22 protein-coding genes are annotated in these 19,370 nt (G+C 61.1%); 7 read left to right on the top strand and 15 right to left on the bottom strand.

The features are described from left to right. Positions 1-40: 40 nt before the first annotated feature. Genes AB5Y59_RS09095 through AB5Y59_RS09105 form a run of 3 tightly spaced genes read right to left on the bottom strand, consistent with a single transcriptional unit; the run spans position 41 to position 4,288 of the window. Entirely contained in the window at positions 41-2,854 is a 2,814-nt protein-coding gene (locus AB5Y59_RS09095; RefSeq protein WP_368211858.1) for a M16 family metallopeptidase, read from the bottom strand. Between the two features lie 25 nt (positions 2,855-2,879). Next, positions 2,880-3,317 (bottom strand): YqaA family protein, encoded by a 438-nt coding sequence (locus tag AB5Y59_RS09100; protein ID WP_029313803.1) that lies wholly within the window; start codon positions 3,315-3,317, stop codon positions 2,880-2,882. Further along, complete coding sequence (locus AB5Y59_RS09105; protein ID WP_201888062.1) at positions 3,314-4,288, bottom strand: NADP-dependent oxidoreductase; 975 nt, start codon at positions 4,286-4,288, stop codon at positions 3,314-3,316. The genes AB5Y59_RS09100 and AB5Y59_RS09105 overlap by 4 nt, the downstream gene beginning before the upstream one ends. Before the next feature lie 56 nt (positions 4,289-4,344). Between AB5Y59_RS09105 and AB5Y59_RS09110 the strand changes: the two genes are divergently transcribed. Together AB5Y59_RS09110 and fos are read left to right on the top strand one after the other, a co-directional pair. After that, positions 4,345-4,512 carry a hypothetical protein gene (locus AB5Y59_RS09110; RefSeq protein WP_162513465.1) on the top strand — a complete coding sequence of 56 codons (168 nt, stop codon included), beginning with the start codon at positions 4,345-4,347 and terminating at the stop codon, positions 4,510-4,512. Positions 4,513-4,541: 29 nt separating this feature from the next. Then, the gene (gene fos, locus AB5Y59_RS09115; protein WP_048209162.1) at positions 4,542-4,943 is read left to right on the top strand and encodes a fosfomycin resistance glutathione transferase; all 402 of its coding nucleotides are present in this window, start codon (positions 4,542-4,544) and stop codon (positions 4,941-4,943) included. 7 nt (positions 4,944-4,950) lie between these two features. Here the strand turns inward: fos and AB5Y59_RS09120 are convergent, their stop codons facing one another. Then, positions 4,951-5,946, bottom strand: a complete 996-nt coding sequence (locus AB5Y59_RS09120) for a Preprotein translocase subunit SecY (protein ID WP_268451689.1) — start codon at positions 5,944-5,946, stop codon at positions 4,951-4,953. A gap of 246 nt (positions 5,947-6,192) precedes the next feature. Here AB5Y59_RS09120 and AB5Y59_RS09125 point away from each other — a divergent pair, with 246 nt between their 5' ends. Continuing rightward, positions 6,193-6,471: a hypothetical protein gene (locus tag AB5Y59_RS09125; RefSeq protein WP_368211861.1), complete on the top strand. Its 279-nt coding sequence runs from the start codon at positions 6,193-6,195 to the stop codon at positions 6,469-6,471. Between the two features lie 25 nt (positions 6,472-6,496). Next, entirely contained in the window at positions 6,497-6,841 is a 345-nt protein-coding gene (locus AB5Y59_RS09130; protein WP_010673122.1) for a hypothetical protein, read from the top strand. Positions 6,842-6,895: 54 nt separating this feature from the next. Here AB5Y59_RS09130 and AB5Y59_RS09135 read toward each other — a convergent pair whose 3' ends face one another. The 4 genes from AB5Y59_RS09135 to rpsF form a co-directional block, all read right to left on the bottom strand. Further along, a complete protein-coding gene (locus AB5Y59_RS09135) occupies positions 6,896-7,639 on the bottom strand; it encodes a ferredoxin--NADP reductase (RefSeq protein ID WP_039040002.1) in 744 nt (247 codons plus the stop codon). A 101-nt stretch (positions 7,640-7,740) separates the two neighbouring features. Further along, complete coding sequence (gene rplI, locus AB5Y59_RS09140; protein WP_010673120.1) at positions 7,741-8,187, bottom strand: 50S ribosomal protein L9; 447 nt, start codon at positions 8,185-8,187, stop codon at positions 7,741-7,743. A gap of 52 nt (positions 8,188-8,239) precedes the next feature. Then, positions 8,240-8,470: a 30S ribosomal protein S18 gene (gene rpsR / locus AB5Y59_RS09145; RefSeq protein ID WP_005313392.1), complete on the bottom strand. Its 231-nt coding sequence runs from the start codon at positions 8,468-8,470 to the stop codon at positions 8,240-8,242. 32 nt (positions 8,471-8,502) lie between these two features. Beyond that, positions 8,503-8,889, bottom strand: a complete 387-nt coding sequence (gene rpsF, locus AB5Y59_RS09150; RefSeq protein ID WP_005331771.1) for a 30S ribosomal protein S6 — start codon at positions 8,887-8,889, stop codon at positions 8,503-8,505. A 236-nt stretch (positions 8,890-9,125) separates the two neighbouring features. Between rpsF and AB5Y59_RS09155 the strand changes: the two genes are divergently transcribed. Both AB5Y59_RS09155 and AB5Y59_RS09160 read left to right on the top strand, forming a co-directional pair. Further along, a complete protein-coding gene (locus tag AB5Y59_RS09155) occupies positions 9,126-10,349 on the top strand; it encodes an Nramp family divalent metal transporter (protein ID WP_045523273.1) in 1,224 nt (407 codons plus the stop codon). Between the two features lie 100 nt (positions 10,350-10,449). After that, positions 10,450-11,298, top strand: coding sequence for a hypothetical protein (locus AB5Y59_RS09160; RefSeq protein WP_368211862.1), 849 nt, complete (start codon positions 10,450-10,452; stop codon positions 11,296-11,298). 188 nt (positions 11,299-11,486) lie between these two features. On the opposite strand, the gene AB5Y59_RS09165 is transcribed toward AB5Y59_RS09160, so the two are convergent. From AB5Y59_RS09165 to rnr, 5 genes are all read right to left on the bottom strand, one after another. Continuing rightward, positions 11,487-11,942 (bottom strand): GNAT family N-acetyltransferase, encoded by a 456-nt coding sequence (locus tag AB5Y59_RS09165; protein WP_128271562.1) that lies wholly within the window; start codon positions 11,940-11,942, stop codon positions 11,487-11,489. 67 nt (positions 11,943-12,009) lie between these two features. Then, entirely contained in the window at positions 12,010-13,212 is a 1,203-nt protein-coding gene (locus tag AB5Y59_RS09170; RefSeq protein ID WP_201969735.1) for a lysozyme inhibitor LprI family protein, read from the bottom strand. 94 nt (positions 13,213-13,306) lie between these two features. Next, positions 13,307-13,870 carry a Crp/Fnr family transcriptional regulator gene (locus tag AB5Y59_RS09175; protein ID WP_368211865.1) on the bottom strand — a complete coding sequence of 188 codons (564 nt, stop codon included), beginning with the start codon at positions 13,868-13,870 and terminating at the stop codon, positions 13,307-13,309. 7 nt (positions 13,871-13,877) lie between these two features. Continuing rightward, entirely contained in the window at positions 13,878-14,627 is a 750-nt protein-coding gene (rlmB, locus tag AB5Y59_RS09180; RefSeq protein ID WP_010673115.1) for a 23S rRNA (guanosine(2251)-2'-O)-methyltransferase RlmB, read from the bottom strand. Continuing rightward, complete coding sequence (rnr, locus tag AB5Y59_RS09185) at positions 14,624-17,017, bottom strand: ribonuclease R (RefSeq protein ID WP_010673114.1); 2,394 nt, start codon at positions 17,015-17,017, stop codon at positions 14,624-14,626. The genes rlmB and rnr overlap by 4 nt, the downstream gene beginning before the upstream one ends. Positions 17,018-17,150: 133 nt before the next feature. On the opposite strand from rnr, the gene AB5Y59_RS09190 reads away from it, so the two are divergent. Continuing rightward, a complete protein-coding gene (locus AB5Y59_RS09190) occupies positions 17,151-18,173 on the top strand; it encodes a GGDEF domain-containing protein (protein WP_010673113.1) in 1,023 nt (340 codons plus the stop codon). A 61-nt stretch (positions 18,174-18,234) separates the two neighbouring features. Here AB5Y59_RS09190 and luxS read toward each other — a convergent pair whose 3' ends face one another. Both luxS and AB5Y59_RS09200 read right to left on the bottom strand, forming a co-directional pair. Further along, on the bottom strand, positions 18,235-18,744 hold the full coding sequence (luxS, locus tag AB5Y59_RS09195) for an S-ribosylhomocysteine lyase (protein WP_043153085.1): 510 nt from the start codon (positions 18,742-18,744) through the stop codon (positions 18,235-18,237). Between the two features lie 18 nt (positions 18,745-18,762). Further along, positions 18,763-19,365 carry a transglycosylase SLT domain-containing protein gene (locus AB5Y59_RS09200; protein WP_049636455.1) on the bottom strand — a complete coding sequence of 201 codons (603 nt, stop codon included), beginning with the start codon at positions 19,363-19,365 and terminating at the stop codon, positions 18,763-18,765. Between the last annotated feature and the right edge of the window lie 5 nt (positions 19,366-19,370).

Raw genomic sequence — 19,370 nt, forward strand, 5'->3', positions numbered from 1 at the left:
GCCGCCCCACCCGGGGCGGCACTTATTGTTGCGACGCCCCTCAGGGCAGTTGCAGTGGATAGATGGGAAGATGAAGCTCGCTCAGGGGTTTTTCAAGCTTTTGCTTGTCTCCCACCACCACAATCACCATCTCGGCCGGATCCAGCCAGCGGGCTGCACTGGCCTTCAGCGTCTCGGGTGACACCGTTTTGATCAGGTTGTTCTGGGCCTGCACATAGTCCGGCTTCAGGTCGTACATGATCATCTGCAGCAGGAAGCCAGCCTTCTGCCCCAGGGTCTCGTAGGAGAGCGCATCCTGCTGGGAGACGGCGCTGCGCATGTAGGCCAGCTCCACCGGGGTCGGCCCGCTCTTGCGGTAGCCGTCCATTTCCTTGAGGAACTGGCGGATGGCATCCACGGTCGCATCGGTGCGCACATTGGCGCCGGTCGCGAAGATACCCGCCTCGCGGTTGGCCTGGAAGCCCGAGCTGGCACCATAGGTGTAGCCCTTGTCTTCCCGCAGGTTGAGGTTGATGCGGCTGTTGAAGTTGCCACCCAGGTTGAAGTTCATCAGGTTGGCGATGAAATAGTCTCCCGTGGTGTCAAACGGCATGGCGCGGCGGCCGATGCGGATCACCGACTGGGGGGCTCCCGGCTTGTCCACCAGATAGATGCCTGGCTTGGCCTGCTCTCCCCCGGGCTTGAGATCCCCCAGGGTCGGGGCGGCCCCCTGCCACTGGGTCAGGAAGGCGAGACCGGATTCCACCTGCTGGGCAGTCACATCACCTGTCACCACCACCTTGGCATTGGTCGGATTGTAATAGGCCTCATAGAAGCGCTTCACATCCGCCAGGGTCAGCTTCTCCACGTCCGCCAGCACCCCGTCAGAGGGTTGGCCGAGGCGGTTCTGCTTGCCATAGACCAGTTCGCGGAACGCCTGACCCGCCAGCCACTCGGGTTGCTGCTCGCTCTGTTTCATGCCTTGCAGCATCTGGGTCTTGAGCCGCTCGAAGTCCGCTTCCCGCAGGCCGGGTTGCAGCAGCACTTCCCGCACCAGCGCCAGGGTTTCAGGCAGCTTGTCCGCCAGACTGCTGATGGTGATGAGGTTGTTGTACTGGGCGCTGGAGACGCTGATGCTGGCGCCGAGTTTTTGCAGCTCGTCGCTCAGCTCGGCCTCGGAGAGGCGCGTCGTCCCCTGCTCCAGCATGGCGGCGGTGAGGCTGGCCAGCCCCAGCTCTCCCTTGCCTTCGGCCCGGATGCCACCCGGCAGGGCGATCATGATGGAGACGGCCGGGATCTCGTCGCTGTGGGTGCCGATGATCTCGATCCCCTTGCCGAGCTTGCCACGCCAGATGGCGGGCACCTTGACACTCACCGCATCGGCCGCCTTGGGCTGCACGCTGCGATCGAAGTCATCTTTCACCGGCCGCTCCGCCAGCACCTTGTCATGCTTGCTGTAATCCGGCAGCTCCCGCTTGGCGGGAGTGAAGTTCGGGGTCGCGGCCTGCCAGTCGCTCTTGCCCTTGGGCACCACGCTCAGCACCACGGCAGGCTTGTTCTGGATGAACTTGTCGTAGGCAGCCTTGACGTCAGACCCCTTGACCCGGGCGATGGCATCCAGATTCTTGAACACATAGTCGGGATCCCGGGCCAGCACCTGCCCCATGGCAAGCTGGCTGACCTTGCCCTCGATGCTGTCGAGTCCCCAGATGGCGGACGCGCGATAGCTGCTGATGGCCTTCTCCAGATCCGCGGGCTTGATGCCGCGCTGGGCGAACTCGCCGATCACCTTGTCCACCTCGCCCTTGAGGGTCTTGAGGCTGCCATCCGCCGCCGGATTGGGGTAGGCATAGACCGTCAGGGTGCAGGCAAGCTCTTCGCAGGAGTGGGAGGCACCCGCCTCGATGGCCTTGCCGGTTTTCACCAGGGACTGGTAGAGCATGGAGCTGGCAGAGCCCCCCAGCACATCGGCAAAGATGTCCAGCGCCGGCTCCTGCGGGTCACCCAGGGAGACGGTCGGGTAGCTGATATACAGGAGCGGCAGATGCACCTTGTCTTCCAGCGTCACGTAGCGGGTTGCCGGCAGGGTGGCAGGCTGAGGCGTCGGTTCTGCCACGTCCGGACCGCGCGGGATGGAACCGAAGTACTGCTCAATCCAGGCCAGCGCCTGCTTGGTATCAAAGTCGCCGCCCAGGGTCAGGGTCGCGTTGTTGGGACCGTACCAGCGCAGGAAGAACTGCTTGAGGTCGTTGACGTCGACCCGGTCGAGATCCTCCACATAACCGATGGGTTGCCAGGAGTAGGGGTGGGTGCGCGGATAGAGTGCCTCCCCCACCCGCTCGCCCACCAGGCCATAAGGCTGGTTGTCGATGCGCTGGGCCCGTTCGTTCTTGACGGTGGCGCGCTGGATCTCGAACTTCTTCTGGCTCACCGCATCGAGCAGGAAGCCCATGCGATCCGCCTCCAGCCAGAGCACCTTCTCCAGCTGATTGGCCGGCACGGTTTCGTAGTAGTTGGTGCGGTCCTTGTTGGTGGTGCCGTTCATGTCACCGCCCGCCTCGTTGATGATCCGCATGTGTTCCTGATCACCAACGTGCTTGGAGCCCTGGAACATCATGTGCTCGAAGAAGTGGGCAAAGCCCGACTTGCCCACGGTTTCCCGGGAGGAGCCGACGTGATAGGTGACGTCCAGATGCACCAGGGGATCGGAGTGGTCGGGGGCCAGGATCACGGTCAAACCGTTGTCCAGCTTGTACATCTGGTAGGGAATGCCGAGCTTGCCCTCTTGTTTGACCTGCTCGGACACCAGGGTCGGGGCCGCCAGCACGGGAAGGGAGAAGCCCAGCAGCATGCTTATTGGAATGAGTTTGTTCACGGGTACCTCGTGAGTGACAAAAGGGCTAGAAGATCTGACTGGCCAGCAGAAACACCAGGGCATAACGAAGCAATTTGCCGAGCCCGATCAAGATGAGGGAGCGCCAGAAGGAGAGGCGCAGCCAACCAGCCAGCAGACAGAGACCATCGCCGACCACAGGCGTCCAGGCAAGCAGCAGACACCAGTGGCCATGACGTTTGAGCCAACCAAGGGCTTTTTGTTCCCCACGGCCTTGAAAATCTTCCGGTTTTTTCTTGTGGGTGGCGAGCCAGCCGAGCCACCAGGTGGTCATGGAACCCAGGGTATTGCCCAGCGTCGCCCAGAAAAGCAGGCTGGTCATGCTCCACTCCCCCTTGACCGCCATGGCACCCAGCAGCACTTCCGAGCTGCCGGGCAACAGGGTGGCGGAGGTGAAGGCGCTCAGAAACAGCCCTCCCAGCCCCATCCCGGTGAAGTCTATCATCCGGGCTGGCCGTCTGCGGCGGACATGCGCAGCAACAGCTTGCCGCGCACATGGCCCTGCTCGATGGCCTGATGGGCCAGCGCCCCTTCTGCCAGCGTGTATTCACCGGAGACAGTGATCTTCACCTCCCCCTGGCGAAGCAGCGTCAGCATCTGGGTCAGCTGCGTTCGATCGGGATGGACCAGCATGCCGACAACCTCGACGCCAAGCTCGGCCCCCGCGTCCTTGATCTGCTGGGCCGTGATGGTGGGGACCGTCACCAGACGGCCGCCCGGCTTGACGCAGGCCAGCGCCGCCTTGCCGCTCTCGCCCCCCACCAGATCCAGCACCAGATCGAACGGACCATCGGTGATCGCCTCGGTGCACCACCCGGCCTGGTGGTAATCCACCATCCGGCTCGCCCCGAGACTATGAAGGAAGCTGTGATTGTCGCCACTTGCCGTGGCAACCACGTGGGCACCATAGGCGGCGGCAAACTGCACCGCCAGGTGGCCGACGCCACCGGCACCGGCCAGGATCAGTACCCGCTGCCCCGACTGCAAGCCACCGTGCTCCAGCAGCCCCTGCCAGGCGGTGAGACCCGCCAGCGGCAGGGCCGCTCCCTGCCTGAGGCTCACCCCATCGAGCTTGACCAGCTCCTCCTCGCGGGCCACCACGGATTCGGCATATGCACCGGCGGCGAGGGGGAAACCCACCATGCCGCACACCAGTTCCCCCTCGGCCAGGGAGGTCACGCCGGGCCCCACCTTTTCCACTACCCCGGCCACGTCATAGCCCGGTGTCCAGGGCAGCTTGTCCTTGTTCTGGGCCGCCGCCCAGCCGAGACCGGCCCGGGTCTTGGCATCGATGGGGTTGACCCCCGCAAAGCAGATGCGCACCCGGACCTCGCCCTCCGCGGGCACCTTGTCCAGGGAAGGGTTGAGCCTGAGTACCGAGGGGTCGCCGAATGCGGTAATCTGTAGCTGCGTCATTGCACAATCCATCCTGTTGATTGATCAAGGGTCAACAGAATAACAGCGAGGACACCATGGCTCGAATGTTTCTTATTCCTCTGTTGCTGGCCCTGGGGTGGTGGGCGTTTCTGCTCTACTTCCGCATCCCGCTCAAACAGGGGGCCAGGGGCTTTTACTGGATCATCGGCATCGGCGGCGGGCTTGCCGCCTTCCTCAGCCTGATGATGGTGCTCACTCACTAGGGCTCGGGGACAAGGGGGAAGAAGAGAAGATGCTGCATGGACTGAACCATCTCACGCTGGCAACCGGCGATCTCGACAGAAGCGTTGCCTTTTATGTCGACTTGTTGGGATGTCGCCCCAGGGTGAGATGGGCACGGGGAGCCTATCTCACCCTCGGCGATCTCTGGCTCTGTCTCTCCTGCGATCCTCCCCAACCGGCCAGAGATTACAGCCATGTCGCGTTTGGCATCTCGCCTGAACAGTTCCCAGCCTTCTGCGCCCGTCTGCGCGCGGCGGGCGTCGTGGAGTGGAAGAAGAACAGCAGCGAAGGGGATTCACTCTATCTGCTGGATCCCGACGGGCACCGACTGGAAATCCATGCAGGCAACCTGGATAGCCGGCTCGCCTCTCTCAGACAGCAACCCTATGAGGGTCTTATCTGGTTCGACTGAGCCGGATTCACCCCTGCTCGGCACGAAGATGGTAGTGACGATTGCTGCCCTGCCCCAGCACGCCCTGCGCCAGCAGATGCTGGAACACCCGGTCCACCTCCTCCAGAGACAGTGACAATGCCTCTGCCACCTTGCGTTTGCTGCATTTGAGCTCGCCGCTCTCCAGTGCGCCGCGCACCTGGGCGACCACGGCTGGCTCGGGCATGGGTCTGCTGAACGCTGACGGCTCCGGGGTCGGCGCTGCGACCCGGGCCTCGGCTTGCGCCTTCTCCCGTTGCCACATCCATTGACGGCGGAAGCGGTTCTCCTCACCGATCAGGCTGACGAAAAAGGCACCAAACGCATCGAGCAGGATAGACAGGAAGCAGACCAGCAGGAACTGCACCTGGCCGATGCTCATGCCCACCCCGTCCGCCAGACTGCTCATCAGCCCCAGCATGGAGGACTGCTCCCCCAGCGGCTTGGCGTCCCGCTCCTGGCGCAGCTCGTCCTGACGCAGCCTGAGCTTGGTGTTGGCCTGCTGCAGACCGCTGACGCCGCTCGAGATACGCGCCATCTCGATGTATTTGCGGGCCGCCTCTTCGTTGAGCTGGATCTGCCGCTCTATGCTGGCTATCTGCTCGTCGAAACGGGCTATCTCCCGCTCGTGACGCGCCTGCTGGCTCAGGATGGTGTTGGTGGCGCTGTTGATGCCACCGATACTGCCCCCGATGGAGATGGCGGCCAGCACGCTGTAGAACAGCAGCGACCAGAAGGCGCCGCCCAGATCCCGCCTCGCCTTGCACTCGCCGTACTCGTACCAGACGTAGAACTTGCCCAGCTCGAAGATGATGGCCAGCCCGCCGAACAGCCACTTCATCAGGGGGTTTTCGTCGATGGAGAGAAACAGCAGCAGGGAGAAGACGATGGAAGCCAGAATGGCCAGCCCGGTAAAACTGTAGACAGTCGTGAGGGCGAACCATCCCTTGGGGTAACGCAATGCGGCGCAAGCCTGTGTAGTCATGATGAAGCGGGAAACATCTGCAGGAAAAGTTGGCTACCGATTATAGTCGCCACTCCCCCGGAGAGAAGGGCAAATCCCCGAATTCCCGCCGATGGACGATCAGCTGCCCAGAGTGCGACCAAAACGTGCAAATCGGCAGCAGAAAAACACTACAATCGACCCCGTACCTGAAGGACATCTGCGGTTATGCTCGGGTTAAGCCCGCCGCATTACACTCATTTCCACCGAACACAACTCGAGGACATCATGAACAGAACGACGGCTTTGTTGCTCTCTCTTTTTCTGATCACTGGTAGCGCCCTGGCACAGGACGAAGGGAACCAGACCTTCTCCGTGGATGCGCTGACCTTCAATCTGGACTGGAATGACACGCAGTTTGACTGGTCCCAGAGCAACTGCTTCGATCTCGGGAGCGGTGACACGGCCGCCGCCGACTGCAAGAGGATCAACCTCAGTCTGGAGGACGAGACGCAGCGCAACCAGCCCCCCAGCACCAACCAGATCAGCACGCAACCGGATCAATGATCCCCCTGACAGGAGCCTTGATGCGATGACCCACATGACCATGACTTCCCGCGGCGCACTGCTGCTCTCCCTGCTTCTGGTTCAGGGAATGGCCTTTGCTGCCCCCCCTTCCAAACACGATGACGACATCCGGATCTCCACCGACCAGGGCCGGGTAAGCCTGGATTGGGACGACAAGGAGTACGAGTGGTGGCAGCACAACTGCCTGGATGTCAGCACCCGGACCAGCCGCATCCAGCTCAACTGCGACAACATGGATGGAAAATACCGCGACCATTACAACCGCAGCATTCACAGTGGCAACAACCCGGGTCAGGGCCATGACAAGCCCAGGAACAAGCACGGCGGCAACGGCCACCAAAAACACTGACCAGCATGCCCATGGACATGGTTGAGGGGCCTGTTGCCCCTGGAGTCATGTCCCCTACCAGTAGTTTTCCATGCTGATATTGCCGGGGGCGCGACGCAGGTTCTTGGCAAGCCCCAGCCCGAGCAGGGTCTGCTGGGTTTCTTTCACCATGGCGGGGTTGCCGCAGATCATCACCTGGCTCAACTCGGGGGAGAAGTTCAGCCCCACCCTCGCCTGCAAGCTGCCATCGACTATGGCTGCCGGGATACGCCCTGCCATCGCCCCCGGCCAGGTCTCACGACTGACGAAGGGAACATAGCGAAAACGCTCGCCATGCTGCTCGGCAAAACTGGCGATAAGCGGCTGATAGCTGAGCTCTTCCCCTTTTCTCACCCCGTGTACCAGCACCAGATGCTCGAAGCGGTCGAAGACCTGTCCCTCAGCCAGCATGGCGAGGAAGGGGCCGATGGCGGTGCCGGTTGAGAGCAGCCAGAGATCCCGTCCCGGGGGAATCTCATCCAGGGTCAGGAAACCGGTGGCCTGGGACTGCACCAGCAGGCTGTCGCCCACCTGCAGGGAACCGAGAGAGGGGCTCAGTTCACCGCCGGGGATCTCCACCAGATAGAATTCGTGATAGGGCGTGCCGGGAGGATTGACGAAGGAGTAGGCACGCTGGACGCGACGCTCGCCCTGCTCCAGGGCCAGCTTGGTGAATTGACCCGCCTTGTAGGGGGCAAGTTCCGCCTCCACACGCAGGGAGAGCAGGGTGGGTGTCCACTCGATGCGCTCGATGACCCGACCTTCAACCCAGGCAGCCATAAAGGTTCTCCTCCAGAGGAACAGACCTTCACTTTACCCCTTGATCTGAAAATAAAAAACCCGCGCATGTGCGCGGGTTTTTCTGCAAGAGCGGAACGCTATTACAGAGCAACAACCTGGATTTGTACGGTTGCTTTGACGTCAGCGTGCAGCTGAACAACAACTTCGTACTCACCGGTGTTACGCAGAACGTTGCCCATGCGGACTTCGCTCTTGGCAACGGCTACGCCGGCAGCAGTGATGGCTTCAGCCACGTCACGGGTACCGATGGAACCGAACAGCTTGCCTTCGTCGCCAGACTTGGAGGCGATGACAACGGCAGCCAGCTCACCCAGCTTGGCAGCGCGCTCTTCGGCAGCAGCCTTGTTGGCAGCCAGTTTGGCTTCCAGCTCAGCGCGACGAGCACCGAAGGCTTCGATGTTGGCCTTGGTGGCCATAACAGCTTTGCCTTGCGGGATCAGGTAGTTACGGGCATAACCAGCTTTTACGGAAACTTGGTCACCCAGACCGCCCAGTTTGGCGATCTTATCGAGCAGGATAACTTGCATTACCTTTCCTCTATAAATTTCGTTGAGTTAGGCGTAAGCGCCGGGCCGATTCTTACTTGTTGTGCAGATCGGTGTACGGCAGCAGAGCCAGGTAACGAGCACGCTTGATGGCGCGTGCCAGCTGACGCTGATACTTGGCGCGGGTACCGGTGATACGGCTCGGTACGATCTTGCCAGATTCAGTGACGTAGTTTTTCAGAGTAACGATATCTTTGTAGTCGATCTCGGTAACGTTCTCGGCGGTGAAGCGGCAGAACTTACGACGACGGAAATAACGTGCCATGGCCTTTATCCTCTAATGCGGTGATCTAAGAATTACTCTTCGGAAGACGCTTCAACAGCATCTTCGCGACGCTCGTCGTCACGACGGGTGAAGCGCTCTTCCTTGGCCTTGGCCATCGGAGAAACTTCAGTCACGGCGTGCTTGGTGCGCATGATCATGTTGCGGATAACGGCATCGTTGAAGCGGAAGTTGGTTTCCAGCTCATCGATAACGGCCTGTTCAGCTTCTACGTTCATCAGAACGTAGTGAGCCTTGTGCAGCTTGTCGATCGGGTAAGCCAGTTGACGACGGCCCCAATCTTCCAGGCGATGAATGGTACCACCAGCGGTGGTGATAGCGCCGGTGTAACGCTCGATCATGCCAGGTACTTGCTCGCTCTGGTCCGGATGAACCATGAAGACGATTTCGTAATGACGCATTTTAGCTCCTTACGGATTAATTCAGCCTCCGCCCAGGTGCAGCCAGACCTCGGAGGCAAGGAACATAGTGATGTTTAGACGCTGCTTTCTAGGGCGGCGTATTGTACGAAATCACCTCTCCCACTGCAACTGGCGAAGCGAGATGTTTTTCTCGATGAGCCCGATACAAAACTTTAATTGATAACAATTATCATTTAGATCCATACTCTCCTCATATCCCCACGGAGGATGACAGTATGCAACCTGCGCTCACCACGGCCATCCCGGCCCGCAAATTCAAGCTGACCCTGCTCGGCCCCGCCTTCATCGCCGCCATCGGTTATATCGACCCGGGCAATTTTGCGACCAATATCCAGGCCGGCTCCACCTTCGGCTATCAACTGCTGTGGGTAGTGGTGTGGGCCAATCTGATGGCCATGCTGGTGCAGACCCTCTCGGCCAAGCTCGGTATCGTCACTGGCAAGAACCTGGCGGAACACATTCGTGATCGTCTGCCCAGGCCCGCAGTCTGGGCCTATTGGGTGCAGGCCGAGATCATCGCCATGGCCACCGATCTGGCGGAATTCATCGGCGCTGCGGTCGGCTTCAAGCTGCTGCTCGGCATCACCCTGCTGGAAGGTGCCTGCATCACCGCCGTGGTCACCTGGGGGATCCTGATGCTTCAATCCCGCGGCCAGAAGCCGCTGGAGTTCGTGGTGGGGGGCCTGCTGCTGTTCGTGGCCGCCGCCTACATCGTCGAGCTGGTGTTCTCGCGCCCCCATCTGCCGAGTCTGCTGGAAGGGGCACTCTTCCCCGGTCTCCCCAATGGTGATGCTGTCTATCTTGCTGCCGGCGTGCTTGGTGCCACCGTGATGCCCCATGTCATCTATCTCCACTCGGCCCTGACCCAGCACACCCAGGAGCAGGGCACGGTGACCCAGCGACTGCACAGCACCCGGGTCGACGTGGCCATCGCCATGACCATCGCCGGCTTCGTCAACCTGGCCATGATGGCCATGGCGGCTGCCGCCTTCCACAGCTCCGGCAACCAGCAGGTGGCCGAGCTGGAATCGGCCTACCAGACCCTCACACCCCTGCTGGGACCGGCAGCCGCCACCCTGTTCGGCCTCTCCCTGGTCGCCTCCGGCATCTCCTCCACCGTGGTTGGAACGCTGGCGGGGCAAGTGGTGATGCAGGGCTTCGTGCGCTTCACCATTCCGCTCTGGCTGCGCCGAGCCATCACCATGGCTCCCGCCTTCGTGGTGATCGCCATGGGTCTCAACACCACTGAAATCCTGGTGTTGAGCCAGGTAGTGCTGAGCTTCGGCATCGCCCTCGCCCTTATTCCGCTGCTGATCCTGACCGGTGATCGCGCCCTGATGGGGGCACATCGCAATCACCCCGTCACCCAGGCCGTGGGGCGCCTCATCGTCGCCCTGGTGATCGGCCTCAATGCCTATCTGCTGGTCACCACCCTCTAACGCCATCTTGAGGCTCATTGACCCGGGTTGATGAGCCTTTTCGCACTTTCGCGTATGCTGCCCCTTTCCCTTCTCATCATCTCGTTGCGGGAGCCCTGCCATGGAACATACCCGAGCCAGCTTCGTACTGGGCCACCATCAGGAACAGGCCAGCGTCGTCTGTTGCAAACAGGGGGATCCGACCCTGCTGGTCACCGACCTCACCCCCTTTCATCCCCAGAGCCACCTCTGGCCCGATCAACCCGGTGACGTGGGCACTGTGCGCTGGGAAGGGGGGGAAGCGGCCGTGGGCCCCTGCCGCATGGGTGCCATCAGTCCCGAGGGCGAGCTGTTCGTGGATACGGAGATTCCGGTCAAGCGGGGGGCGGATGGGTGGGCTTTCGTGGTGGTGCATCCCCTCGCCGGTTCCCATCACCTTGCCATTGGCTCGCCTGTGGAACTGACAGTGGATGCCGAGGCTCGCCATGCCCTGAGCCTGGGCCACAGCGCCTGCCACCTGGTGGCACTGGCCCTCAATCGGGCGCTCACGCCCTATTGGCGAAAGGAGACAAGCGAGCTGGACGCTCTCGGGCAGCCGGATTTCGACCGCCTCGCCATCCAGCACTCCCGGGTCAAGCCCAGAGGATCAAAGGAGCAGTACCGGATCGGCAAGAGCCTTCGAAAAAAGGGAATTAACAGCGAGGCACTGCTGGCCGACCTCGACAGGATAGCGCTCCAGGTCAACGAGCAGCTGATGCGCTGGCTCAAAGAGGGAGGCGAGATCCGCCGCAGCCGGGCCGGTGAGGCCATCATCGATTCCCGCTACTGGCATGGCATGCTGGAGGGTAGGGAGATCACCATTCCCTGTGGCGGCACCCATGTGGGCAGTCTGACCGAGTTGGGCCAGGTTCAGGTGACGCTGGCCTCCAGTGAAGAGGGATTTACCCTCACCACCCGGGTCACTCCCTGAACCACCCCAGCCCTCCTGATGCCGCACCGCCCTGACCGGGGCGGTGCCCCGACAGAGAGGCCCGCAGGCAGATCAGCGCGGCGGTATCTAATCCCGGGCTGACGACCACACGGCCACGGGGTAGCAAAAAACCATGAGATGCACCACGGATGAGGGGCCACTTGCCCCTTTCCTGGCGCCTGACAATGTCAGGCAGGCTCCCTTCGCATCCCCATGTGAGGGATGTCATCTTCCAGATACCCTTCCCCTTCGGCCACGAAACCATGCTGGCCGTAAAAACCTTGCAGGTGGGCCTGTGCACCGAGCCAGATGCTGTGTGCAGGCCAGCGTGCCTCGCACTCTCTGACCGCTTGCGCCAGCAGGCGGTGACCCAGTCCGCCCCCCCGCGACGTGGGAGAGGTGACCACGCGGCCGATGGCAGCGCCGCTGTCATCACCAATGCCGGGCGCCATGATGCGGGCATAGGCCGCCAGGTGATCCCCCTCACGACCGAGCAGATGCAGCACGCCGTCACGGCGATCCAGCCCGTCCAGATCCTGGAAGGGACAGGTCTGCTCCACCACGAACACCTCGGCGCGCAGGGCAAGCAGCTCATACAATTCATCCGTGGTGAGCTCACACCAGGGTTTCAGGATCCAGTTCATCCGCGACTCCATGTAAGGGGGAAAGGCGCAGCATAATCGATGCACCAACCTCCTTCATTAACCATTGTTAATGTGCAACACCCTCATCCCGGTCCCATTCTTCGATAAAATCGAGGCGCTGATTCAGCCAGATGGCCACGATGTTGTTCGCGGCGATGGCAGCGTTATGGACCGACATCCCCTTATCTTCTTGCAGCCAAGTCAATGTAATCTGGCGCGCCTCCGCAATTGCCTTGAGCATGGCCTCACGCTCGGCGACTGGCCATGCCTTCGCATCCCCATTGCGTATCCGTGGTTCAGCGAACGCGATAGACCTTCCAGCCTTCTCGAAGGTAATAAAATCTTCGGGGGCAAGATTGATGTGCAGCTCGTCTATCCGCCAATCGGCGAAGGTACCGAAAACCATGGTACCAAAAGAGGACGAAATGCTTTCCACCTGTGTATTGAAGAGCTGGCGAAGATGTTGCCAGGCCGGACGCAGGAACAGATCATTGGGAAGGGTGCAGTAAGGCGCCATGTTATCGCGGCTTGATCCCCAGAGCCCGCCAAAGGCGTCATATGCAGGCCAGCCAATGCGTTTAAAGATAAAACAGTGTCGCAGTGAGTCGGGATTGGATCGCTCTTCCAGCACCAGACGCAGCAGGGTCAAGGTTGCGCTGGCCCGGGTTGCGGGCTTCTCGTATCCCAAATCTGCGGCCATAGACGCGGTGTATTCGTCATTGAATCTGGCCAGTACTTGGGCATAGCGAGCACGCGCCTGCTTGTCGCTGACCCCGCTCGCTGGCTCAAACTGATGGAGATAGAGTAGCCACGCCGAGGCCTCAGCACTGCGGTAATCATTCAGCTTGACCGCCGCGGCGGCTGGATCGACCGGGATCAGTTGCACCGTATCGGTGAACACCTTGTCTTGTTGTGCGACCTGCTCGTCAAGCACTTTGATGCGGTGCGCCATGCTGTCTCGCAAACACTCTGGCAGTTGCGATGTCATCTTACTGCAGGCGTTACGCAGTTTAAGCCACTGACGCTGTTCGGCAAGCAGTGCATCCGCTCGAGATGAATCGGCACTATCACGAGCCTGTTCATAGCGATCGGCCAGCTGGCTGTCGAGTGCGCCTAGAGCATCTTGTTGGCAAATCGTGTGTTCGATGACTGTATTGGCCACCCCGCAATCAAACGAGGCAGCCTGTGCGGTGGCCGAACCAACACACGCCCCTGCAGTAGTCAGCAACCACAACAGATAAAAAGCAGATTGGGTAACAAACCTTCTCATATGTGCACTCCAGGACTCATAACGAACCGTGCACATCATACGGAGATTCTCGAGTAGCAACAGCGCTGTATGCCTGCAATACGCCATACGATGATCAGGGTGTATTTCGCATTCTCTTGCGGATGCGGCTCAGGCTGATGGGGGTGATCCCCAGATAGGCGGCAATCTGGGGATCCGGGACCCTGGCATCCAGCGCGGGGAAGCTTCGCAGAAAATGCTGATAGCGCGCCTCTGGACCCCCGGTCAGCAGCAACAGCTCTTTCTCCTCCTTGATGCGCAGTTGCACTTCAAGGAGATGGTGATACCAAGCGGGCCAGCAAGGGAGTCGGCGCAGATCCGCCAGCGGAAGAAGCTGCAGCCGGCAAGGCTCCAGCGCCTCCACGCTGTAGCGGGCGGGCTCACCACTGAGCAGGTGGTGGAAGTCGATAAACTCGTCCCCCTCCCAATAGAACTCCTTGATGTACTCGCGGCCATCCGCCAGCACCACCCTGGCCCGCAACAGCCCCTCCTCCACCCTGACCAGCAGCGCCGGACTGTCACCGGCATGCCAGAGGCAGGTGCGAGGGGGCAAGGTCAGGGAGCGGGCAAAAGAGAGGAGGCGCTCGGCCTCCTGCTCATCTGCAACCCGTTCCCAGACAAAGGGGGGTCTGTCGGTCATCGTCTTGTCAGACGCGGCGCTGGCGCACGGCTTCGAACAGGCAGACACCGCTCGCCACCGAGACGTTGAGGCTGGATACTGCCCCCGCCATCGGGATGCTCACCAGCTCGTCGCAATGTTCGCGGGTCAGGCGGCGCATCCCCTTGCCTTCGGCCCCCATCACCAGCGCCATGGGGCCGGTGAGTTTGGCCTGATAGAGATCGTGATCCGCCTCACCGGCGGTACCCACGATCCAGACGCCGCGCTCCTGCAGCTCGCGCAGGCTGCGGGCCAGGTTGGTGACCTGGATGAGCGGCACCACTTCGGCAGCGCCACAGGCGACCTTGCGCACCACGGACGTGAGGCCTGTGGCCTTGTCCCGCGGCACGATCACCGCATGTACCCCGGCCGCATCGGCACTGCGCAGACAAGCGCCGAGATTGTGCGGATCGGTCACCCCGTCCAGTACCAGCAGGAAGGGCGCTGTCTCTTGCGCCGCCAGATCGTCCAGCAGACTGGCCAGGTCGTGCTCGGCCAGCTTGGGCGCTTCAATCACCTTGGCCATGATGCCCTGGTGATTGTTGCCTTCCGCCTTGTCATCCAGCGTCTTGCGGTTCACGCTCTGCACCCTGATACCGAGGGACTCCAGCTCGGCCAGCAGGGGATGCAGCCGCTCGTCATCGCGGCCCTTGAGAGCCCACACCTCGATGAAGCGCTCGGGGGTGCGCTCCAGCAGCGCGGAGACGGCGTGAATGCCGTAGATCAGTTCAGTACTCATTTAGTGCTCTTGGCCTTGTCGCGAGCCTTTTTGCTCGGTCGTCTGTTGCTGGGCTTGGCACGGCCACCCTTGTCGGATTTGCCGCTCTCCTTGCCCTCTTTGCGTTTCTCGTGGCGCTGGGCGCTCTTGGCCTTCTCTTTCTTGATCTCGGCCTGCTTGCGCGCCATCTCCTTGGCGTTCTTGCCGGTGGCCTTGAGGGGCTCTTCCACCATGACGAAGTCGATCTTGCGATCGTCCAGGTTCACGCCCATCACCTTGACCCGCACCTTGTCACCCAGACGGTAGCGACGGCGGAAGTTCTCGCCGATCAGCTGCTGGTGCAGCGGGTCGAACTGGTAGTAGTCGTTGGTGAGGGTGCTGACGTGCACCAGACCGTCGATGTGGATCTCCGCCAGACGCACGAAGAAGCCAAAACCGGTGACGCTGGCGATGACGCCGTCAAACTCGTCACCCACGTGATCCAGCATGTACTCGCACTTGAGCCAGTCTGCCACGTCGCGGGTGGCATCATCGGCACGGCGCTCCGTCATGGAGCAGTGCTCGCCCATCGGGTCCACTTCTTCCAGCTGGTAGTGGTAGCCACCGCTCGGGGTCCACTTGTGGCGCAGGTTGCCCTGCTGCTCCTTGGCGGTCTGGTACTTGATCGCCCGGTGCAGGATGAGATCCGGGTAGCGACGGATTGGCGAGGTGAAGTGAGCGTAGGACTTCAGGGCCAGACCGAAGTGACCGATGTTGTCGGCCTGATAGATGGCCTGACGCATGGAGCGCAGCAGCATGGTGGAGAGCAGTTCCGCATCCGGGCGCCCTTCGAATTTGGCGGCCAGGTCGGCAAAGTCCTTCGGCTCGGGCTCCAGGCCCCCCTTGAGCTCCAGACCCAGTTCGGCCAGGAAGTCGCGGAAGCCGGTGAGACGCTCCTCGCCCGGGCGGTCGTGCACCCGGAACAGGGCGGCGGCCTCGTTCTTCTCGATGTAGCGGGCGGCAGCCACGTTCGCCTGGATCATGCACTCTTCGATGATCTTGTGGGCGTCATTGCGCACCAGCGGTACGATACGGTCGATCTTGCGCTGGGCGTTGAAGATAAAGCGGGTCTCCTCGCTTTCGAACTCCACCGCACCGCGTTGATGGCGAGCATGCTTGAGCGCCTTGTAGAGGTTGCTCAGCTCTTCGATGTGGCCCACCAGCGGATCATACTGCTGACGCAGCTTGGGATCCCCGTCCAGGATCGCCGCTACCTTGGTGTAGGTCAGGCGAGCGTGGGAGTTCATTACCGCTTCGTAGAACTTGTAGCCGGACATGCGACCGGCGGCGGAGATGGTCATCTCGCACACCATGCAGAGCCGGTCGACCTGCGGGTTCAGGGAACAGAGACCGTTGGAGAGCACCTCCGGCAGCATGGGCACCACGAACTCGGGGAAATAGACCGAGTTGCCGCGCTGATAGGCTTCGGTGTCGAGGGCCGTGCCCGGTTTCACATAGGCAGAAACGTCCGCGATGGCGACCCACAGGCGCCAGCCGCCTCCGCGCTTGGCTTCACAGAAGACGGCGTCATCGAAGTCACGGGCGTCTTCCCCGTCGATGGTCACCAGCGGCAGGGCGCGCAGGTCGATGCGACCCTCTTTGGCCTTCTCCGGCACCTGCTCGCCGAGACCGGCGACCTCCTTGGTCACCTCTTCCGGCCAGGTGTGCGGAATGCCGTGGGTACGCAGGGCGATCTCGATCTCCATACCGGGCGCCATGTTCTCACCCAGGACTTCCAAGACGGTACCGACCGCATTGAAGCGGGCAGTGGCGCGCTGGTTGATGCGCACGACCACGACCTGGCTCTGGCGAGCCCCCTTGTTCTCCCCTTCCGGGATGATGATGTCCTGGCCGATGCGGCTGTCATCGGGTACCACAAAACCGACGCCGTTCTCGACGAAGTAACGACCGACGATGTCCGCCTCGCGGGATTTGAGCAGGCGCACCAGACGCGCTTCCTGACGACCCTTGCGATCGATCTCGGTCGGCTGCACCAGGGCATAGTCGCCATGCATCAGGCGCTGCATCTCGCGGTTGTTCAGGAAGAGATCCGCTCCACCCCCCTCGGGGCGCAGAAAACCGAATCCATCTTTGTGGCCAAGCACATAGCCTTTGACCAGATTCAGGCGATCCGGCAGGGCGTAACATTGGTTGCGGGTGAACACGAGCTGCCCGTCGCGCTCCATGGCGCGCAGACGACGTCGCAAGGCTTCCAACGGCTCTTCATCGGTCAGCTTGAGGACCTTGGCCAGCTCTTCCCGGGACATGGGTTTCTCATGGCCCTTGATGAGCTCCAGCAGCATCTCGCGACTGGCGATGGGGTTTTCGTATTTTTCGGCCTCGCGTTGGAGGAAAGGATCTTTTTGAGACATAAGCAGGCCTTAGGGTAGGTAATAACGCAGACATTATATCGGAGGGGGGAGCTAATGGCATCCATCGACTGCCTTTTGGCCATTCTCTCTGTCATACTGGACACAGTTTGCAGGTATGTGAGACTCGGAACTCATGAGCAAGGACTCGTTCGCCCAATCTGCCGCCTATTTGAAACAGGCGGTTCCCCTGATGATCAAGTATCAAATTCCCACCACGCCGAACAACTATCACCTTTGGTACAGCTATGTCTCCGGCGACATGCCCGAACTCAACCATGCCGTCGATCAGGCGATAAAACAACAGGGGACCTTCTCCCTGACCACCTGTGAGCGTCTCTACCACCAGCACCTTGCGGCTCAGGACGAGCAGCAGATCGAGGCGATGAAACTCAACCTGGCGGCCATGGCCAGCGAGCTGAGTCACTCGATGCAGGATGCCATCTCCGATACCGGGCTGTTTCAGGAGATGCTCGACAAGAGTTTCGACAAGCTGAGCAAGATAGACGACGAGGGGCTCAGCCTGGAAGACACCATGGGGATCCTGCGGGATCTCGTGCGCGAGTCGCGTGACGTACGCATGTCCACCCTCCACTTTCGCAACCAGCTCAGCAGCGCCGAGAAAGAGATAAAAGAGCTGAAACAGGCCCTGAACGAGACGAGGAAGCTGGCCACCGAGGACCCGCTCACGTCTCTGCTCAATCGACGCGCCTTCGATCTCGAGATGGACAGCCTCATCCGTAGCAAGCAGCCCTTCTCCCTGATCCTGACCGATATCGATCGCTTCAAGAACTTCAACGACGAATACGGACATCTGCTGGGGGACCAGGTGCTGCGCATCGTCGGCAAGCGGCTGCGAGAGGCCAGCAAGGAGGGCATAACCGCCTATCGCCTGGGGGGTGAGGAGTTTGCCCTCTTGGTGCCAAACCGCGCCCTGGCGCTGACCCGCCAGATGGCCGAGAGCCTGCGTCGCGTCATCGAGCGGATGTCGATTCTGGATCGCAAATCCGGGCGACGCATCGATCACATCACCGCCTCGTTCGGTGTGGGGGAATACATCCCCCAGGAGACGGCAGACACCCTGATCGAGCGTACCGACAAGCTGCTCTACAAGGCCAAGGAGCTGGGACGCAATCGGGTGATGCCACTGCCCTCCTGATCCCACCAGATGCAAAAAGGCCGGTCATTGACCGGCCTTTTTCATGCTTCCCTTATCGGGATCAGAGGCTTTTCAGCTTCTCTTCCGGCAGGGCCAGCTCGTCATTGTGGTTGACACCGATACCGCGCTCCAGCACATGGCGGGCGATGGCATGGGCCTCTTCCAGCGAGTGCATGCTGTAAGTACCGCACTGGTATTCGTTCAGCTCGGGGATCTTGCTCTGCTCCTGCACGGTCAGCACGTCGCTCATGGCGGCCTGCCAGGCAGCGCCAACACGGGCTTCATCCGGCGCACCGATCAGGCTCATGTAGAAGCCGGTGCGGCAACCCATGGGAGAGATGTCGATGATCTCCACCCCATTCCCATTGAGATGGTCACGCATGAAGCCGGCAAACAGATGCTCCAGAGTATGGATGCCGCGTTCGGAGAGGATCTCCTCGTTCGGCACGCAGAAACGCAGGTCGAACACGGTGATGGTGTCCTTGTTCGGGGTCTGCATGGTCTTCGCCACCCGCACTGCCGGGGCGGCCATGCGGGTATGGTCGACGGTAAAACTGTCCAATAACGGCATTTCTGACTCCTGATTTGGTTACCAGAACCAGCCCCCGCTGGAGAGCTGATCCTTGCATTGTCGATACTGGGCACCGTAGCGTTGGGCACGGGCCTCCACCTTGCGGGAGACCTTCATCAGCCATCCCTTGCTGCGGTAGCTGCCACGTCGATAGCCCCCCCAGCCTTCGTGATAATTGAGATACTGGCCATAGGCATCCCACTTGGACGTGCCATTGAGCCGCTGTGCCTTGTGAGTGTACCAGCCCATGAAATCGATGGCGTCGGCAAAGTCGTCGCGATCGCTCCAGCTGTTGCCGGTTTCCCGCTGGTAGTCGGCCCAGGTTTCGTCTTTCACCTGGGCATAGCCGTAGGCTGAACTGGCCCGCCCGGTGGGGATGAAGAGGAAATACTGCATCGGCGGCTGGGCATCATGCACGAAGGAGGACTCCTGGTACATCATGGCCATCACTACCTGGACAGGTGTCCCCCACTTCTCGTTCATCTTGAGCGCCGCCTCGTGCCATTCGGGTTTCTCCCGAAAGATCTGGCACAGGTTTTCCGGCTGGGCCGGCGGCCGGGTACTGCACGCGGTGAGTGCCATCAAGCACGCCGCCACGACCCCGATACGGTACAACGACATCAGAA

The sequence above is a fragment of the Aeromonas sp. s10 genome (assembly GCF_040907975.1).
Taxonomy (GTDB): Bacteria; Pseudomonadota; Gammaproteobacteria; order Enterobacterales; family Aeromonadaceae; genus Aeromonas; species Aeromonas caviae.

What these genes read in the sequence shown, in the direction of transcription:
- AB5Y59_RS09175 (WP_368211865.1), bottom strand. Translation starts at nt 13,870, where the DNA reads ATGACCGACAGACCCCCCTTTGTCTGGGAACGGGTTGCAGATGAGCAG.
- AB5Y59_RS09165 (WP_128271562.1), bottom strand. Translation starts at nt 11,942, where the DNA reads ATGAACTGGATCCTGAAACCCTGGTGTGAGCTCACCACGGATGAATTG.
- AB5Y59_RS09190 (WP_010673113.1), top strand. Translation starts at nt 17,151, where the DNA reads ATGAGCAAGGACTCGTTCGCCCAATCTGCCGCCTATTTGAAACAGGCG.
- AB5Y59_RS09120 (WP_268451689.1), bottom strand. Translation starts at nt 5,946, where the DNA reads ATGACTACACAGGCTTGCGCCGCATTGCGTTACCCCAAGGGATGGTTC.
- AB5Y59_RS09100 (WP_029313803.1), bottom strand. Translation starts at nt 3,317, where the DNA reads ATGATAGACTTCACCGGGATGGGGCTGGGAGGGCTGTTTCTGAGCGCC.
- fos (WP_048209162.1), top strand. Translation starts at nt 4,542, where the DNA reads ATGCTGCATGGACTGAACCATCTCACGCTGGCAACCGGCGATCTCGAC.
- AB5Y59_RS09135 (WP_039040002.1), bottom strand. Translation starts at nt 7,639, where the DNA reads ATGGCTGCCTGGGTTGAAGGTCGGGTCATCGAGCGCATCGAGTGGACA.
- rpsF (WP_005331771.1), bottom strand. Translation starts at nt 8,889, where the DNA reads ATGCGTCATTACGAAATCGTCTTCATGGTTCATCCGGACCAGAGCGAG.
- rlmB (WP_010673115.1), bottom strand. Translation starts at nt 14,627, where the DNA reads ATGAGTACTGAACTGATCTACGGCATTCACGCCGTCTCCGCGCTGCTG.
- AB5Y59_RS09170 (WP_201969735.1), bottom strand. Translation starts at nt 13,212, where the DNA reads ATGAGAAGGTTTGTTACCCAATCTGCTTTTTATCTGTTGTGGTTGCTG.
- AB5Y59_RS09110 (WP_162513465.1), top strand. Translation starts at nt 4,345, where the DNA reads ATGGCTCGAATGTTTCTTATTCCTCTGTTGCTGGCCCTGGGGTGGTGG.
- AB5Y59_RS09105 (WP_201888062.1), bottom strand. Translation starts at nt 4,288, where the DNA reads ATGACGCAGCTACAGATTACCGCATTCGGCGACCCCTCGGTACTCAGG.
- AB5Y59_RS09130 (WP_010673122.1), top strand. Translation starts at nt 6,497, where the DNA reads ATGACCCACATGACCATGACTTCCCGCGGCGCACTGCTGCTCTCCCTG.
- rpsR (WP_005313392.1), bottom strand. Translation starts at nt 8,470, where the DNA reads ATGGCACGTTATTTCCGTCGTCGTAAGTTCTGCCGCTTCACCGCCGAG.
- rnr (WP_010673114.1), bottom strand. Translation starts at nt 17,017, where the DNA reads ATGTCTCAAAAAGATCCTTTCCTCCAACGCGAGGCCGAAAAATACGAA.
- AB5Y59_RS09200 (WP_049636455.1), bottom strand. Translation starts at nt 19,365, where the DNA reads ATGTCGTTGTACCGTATCGGGGTCGTGGCGGCGTGCTTGATGGCACTC.
- rplI (WP_010673120.1), bottom strand. Translation starts at nt 8,187, where the DNA reads ATGCAAGTTATCCTGCTCGATAAGATCGCCAAACTGGGCGGTCTGGGT.
- AB5Y59_RS09155 (WP_045523273.1), top strand. Translation starts at nt 9,126, where the DNA reads ATGCAACCTGCGCTCACCACGGCCATCCCGGCCCGCAAATTCAAGCTG.
- AB5Y59_RS09160 (WP_368211862.1), top strand. Translation starts at nt 10,450, where the DNA reads ATGGAACATACCCGAGCCAGCTTCGTACTGGGCCACCATCAGGAACAG.
- luxS (WP_043153085.1), bottom strand. Translation starts at nt 18,744, where the DNA reads ATGCCGTTATTGGACAGTTTTACCGTCGACCATACCCGCATGGCCGCC.
- AB5Y59_RS09125 (WP_368211861.1), top strand. Translation starts at nt 6,193, where the DNA reads ATGAACAGAACGACGGCTTTGTTGCTCTCTCTTTTTCTGATCACTGGT.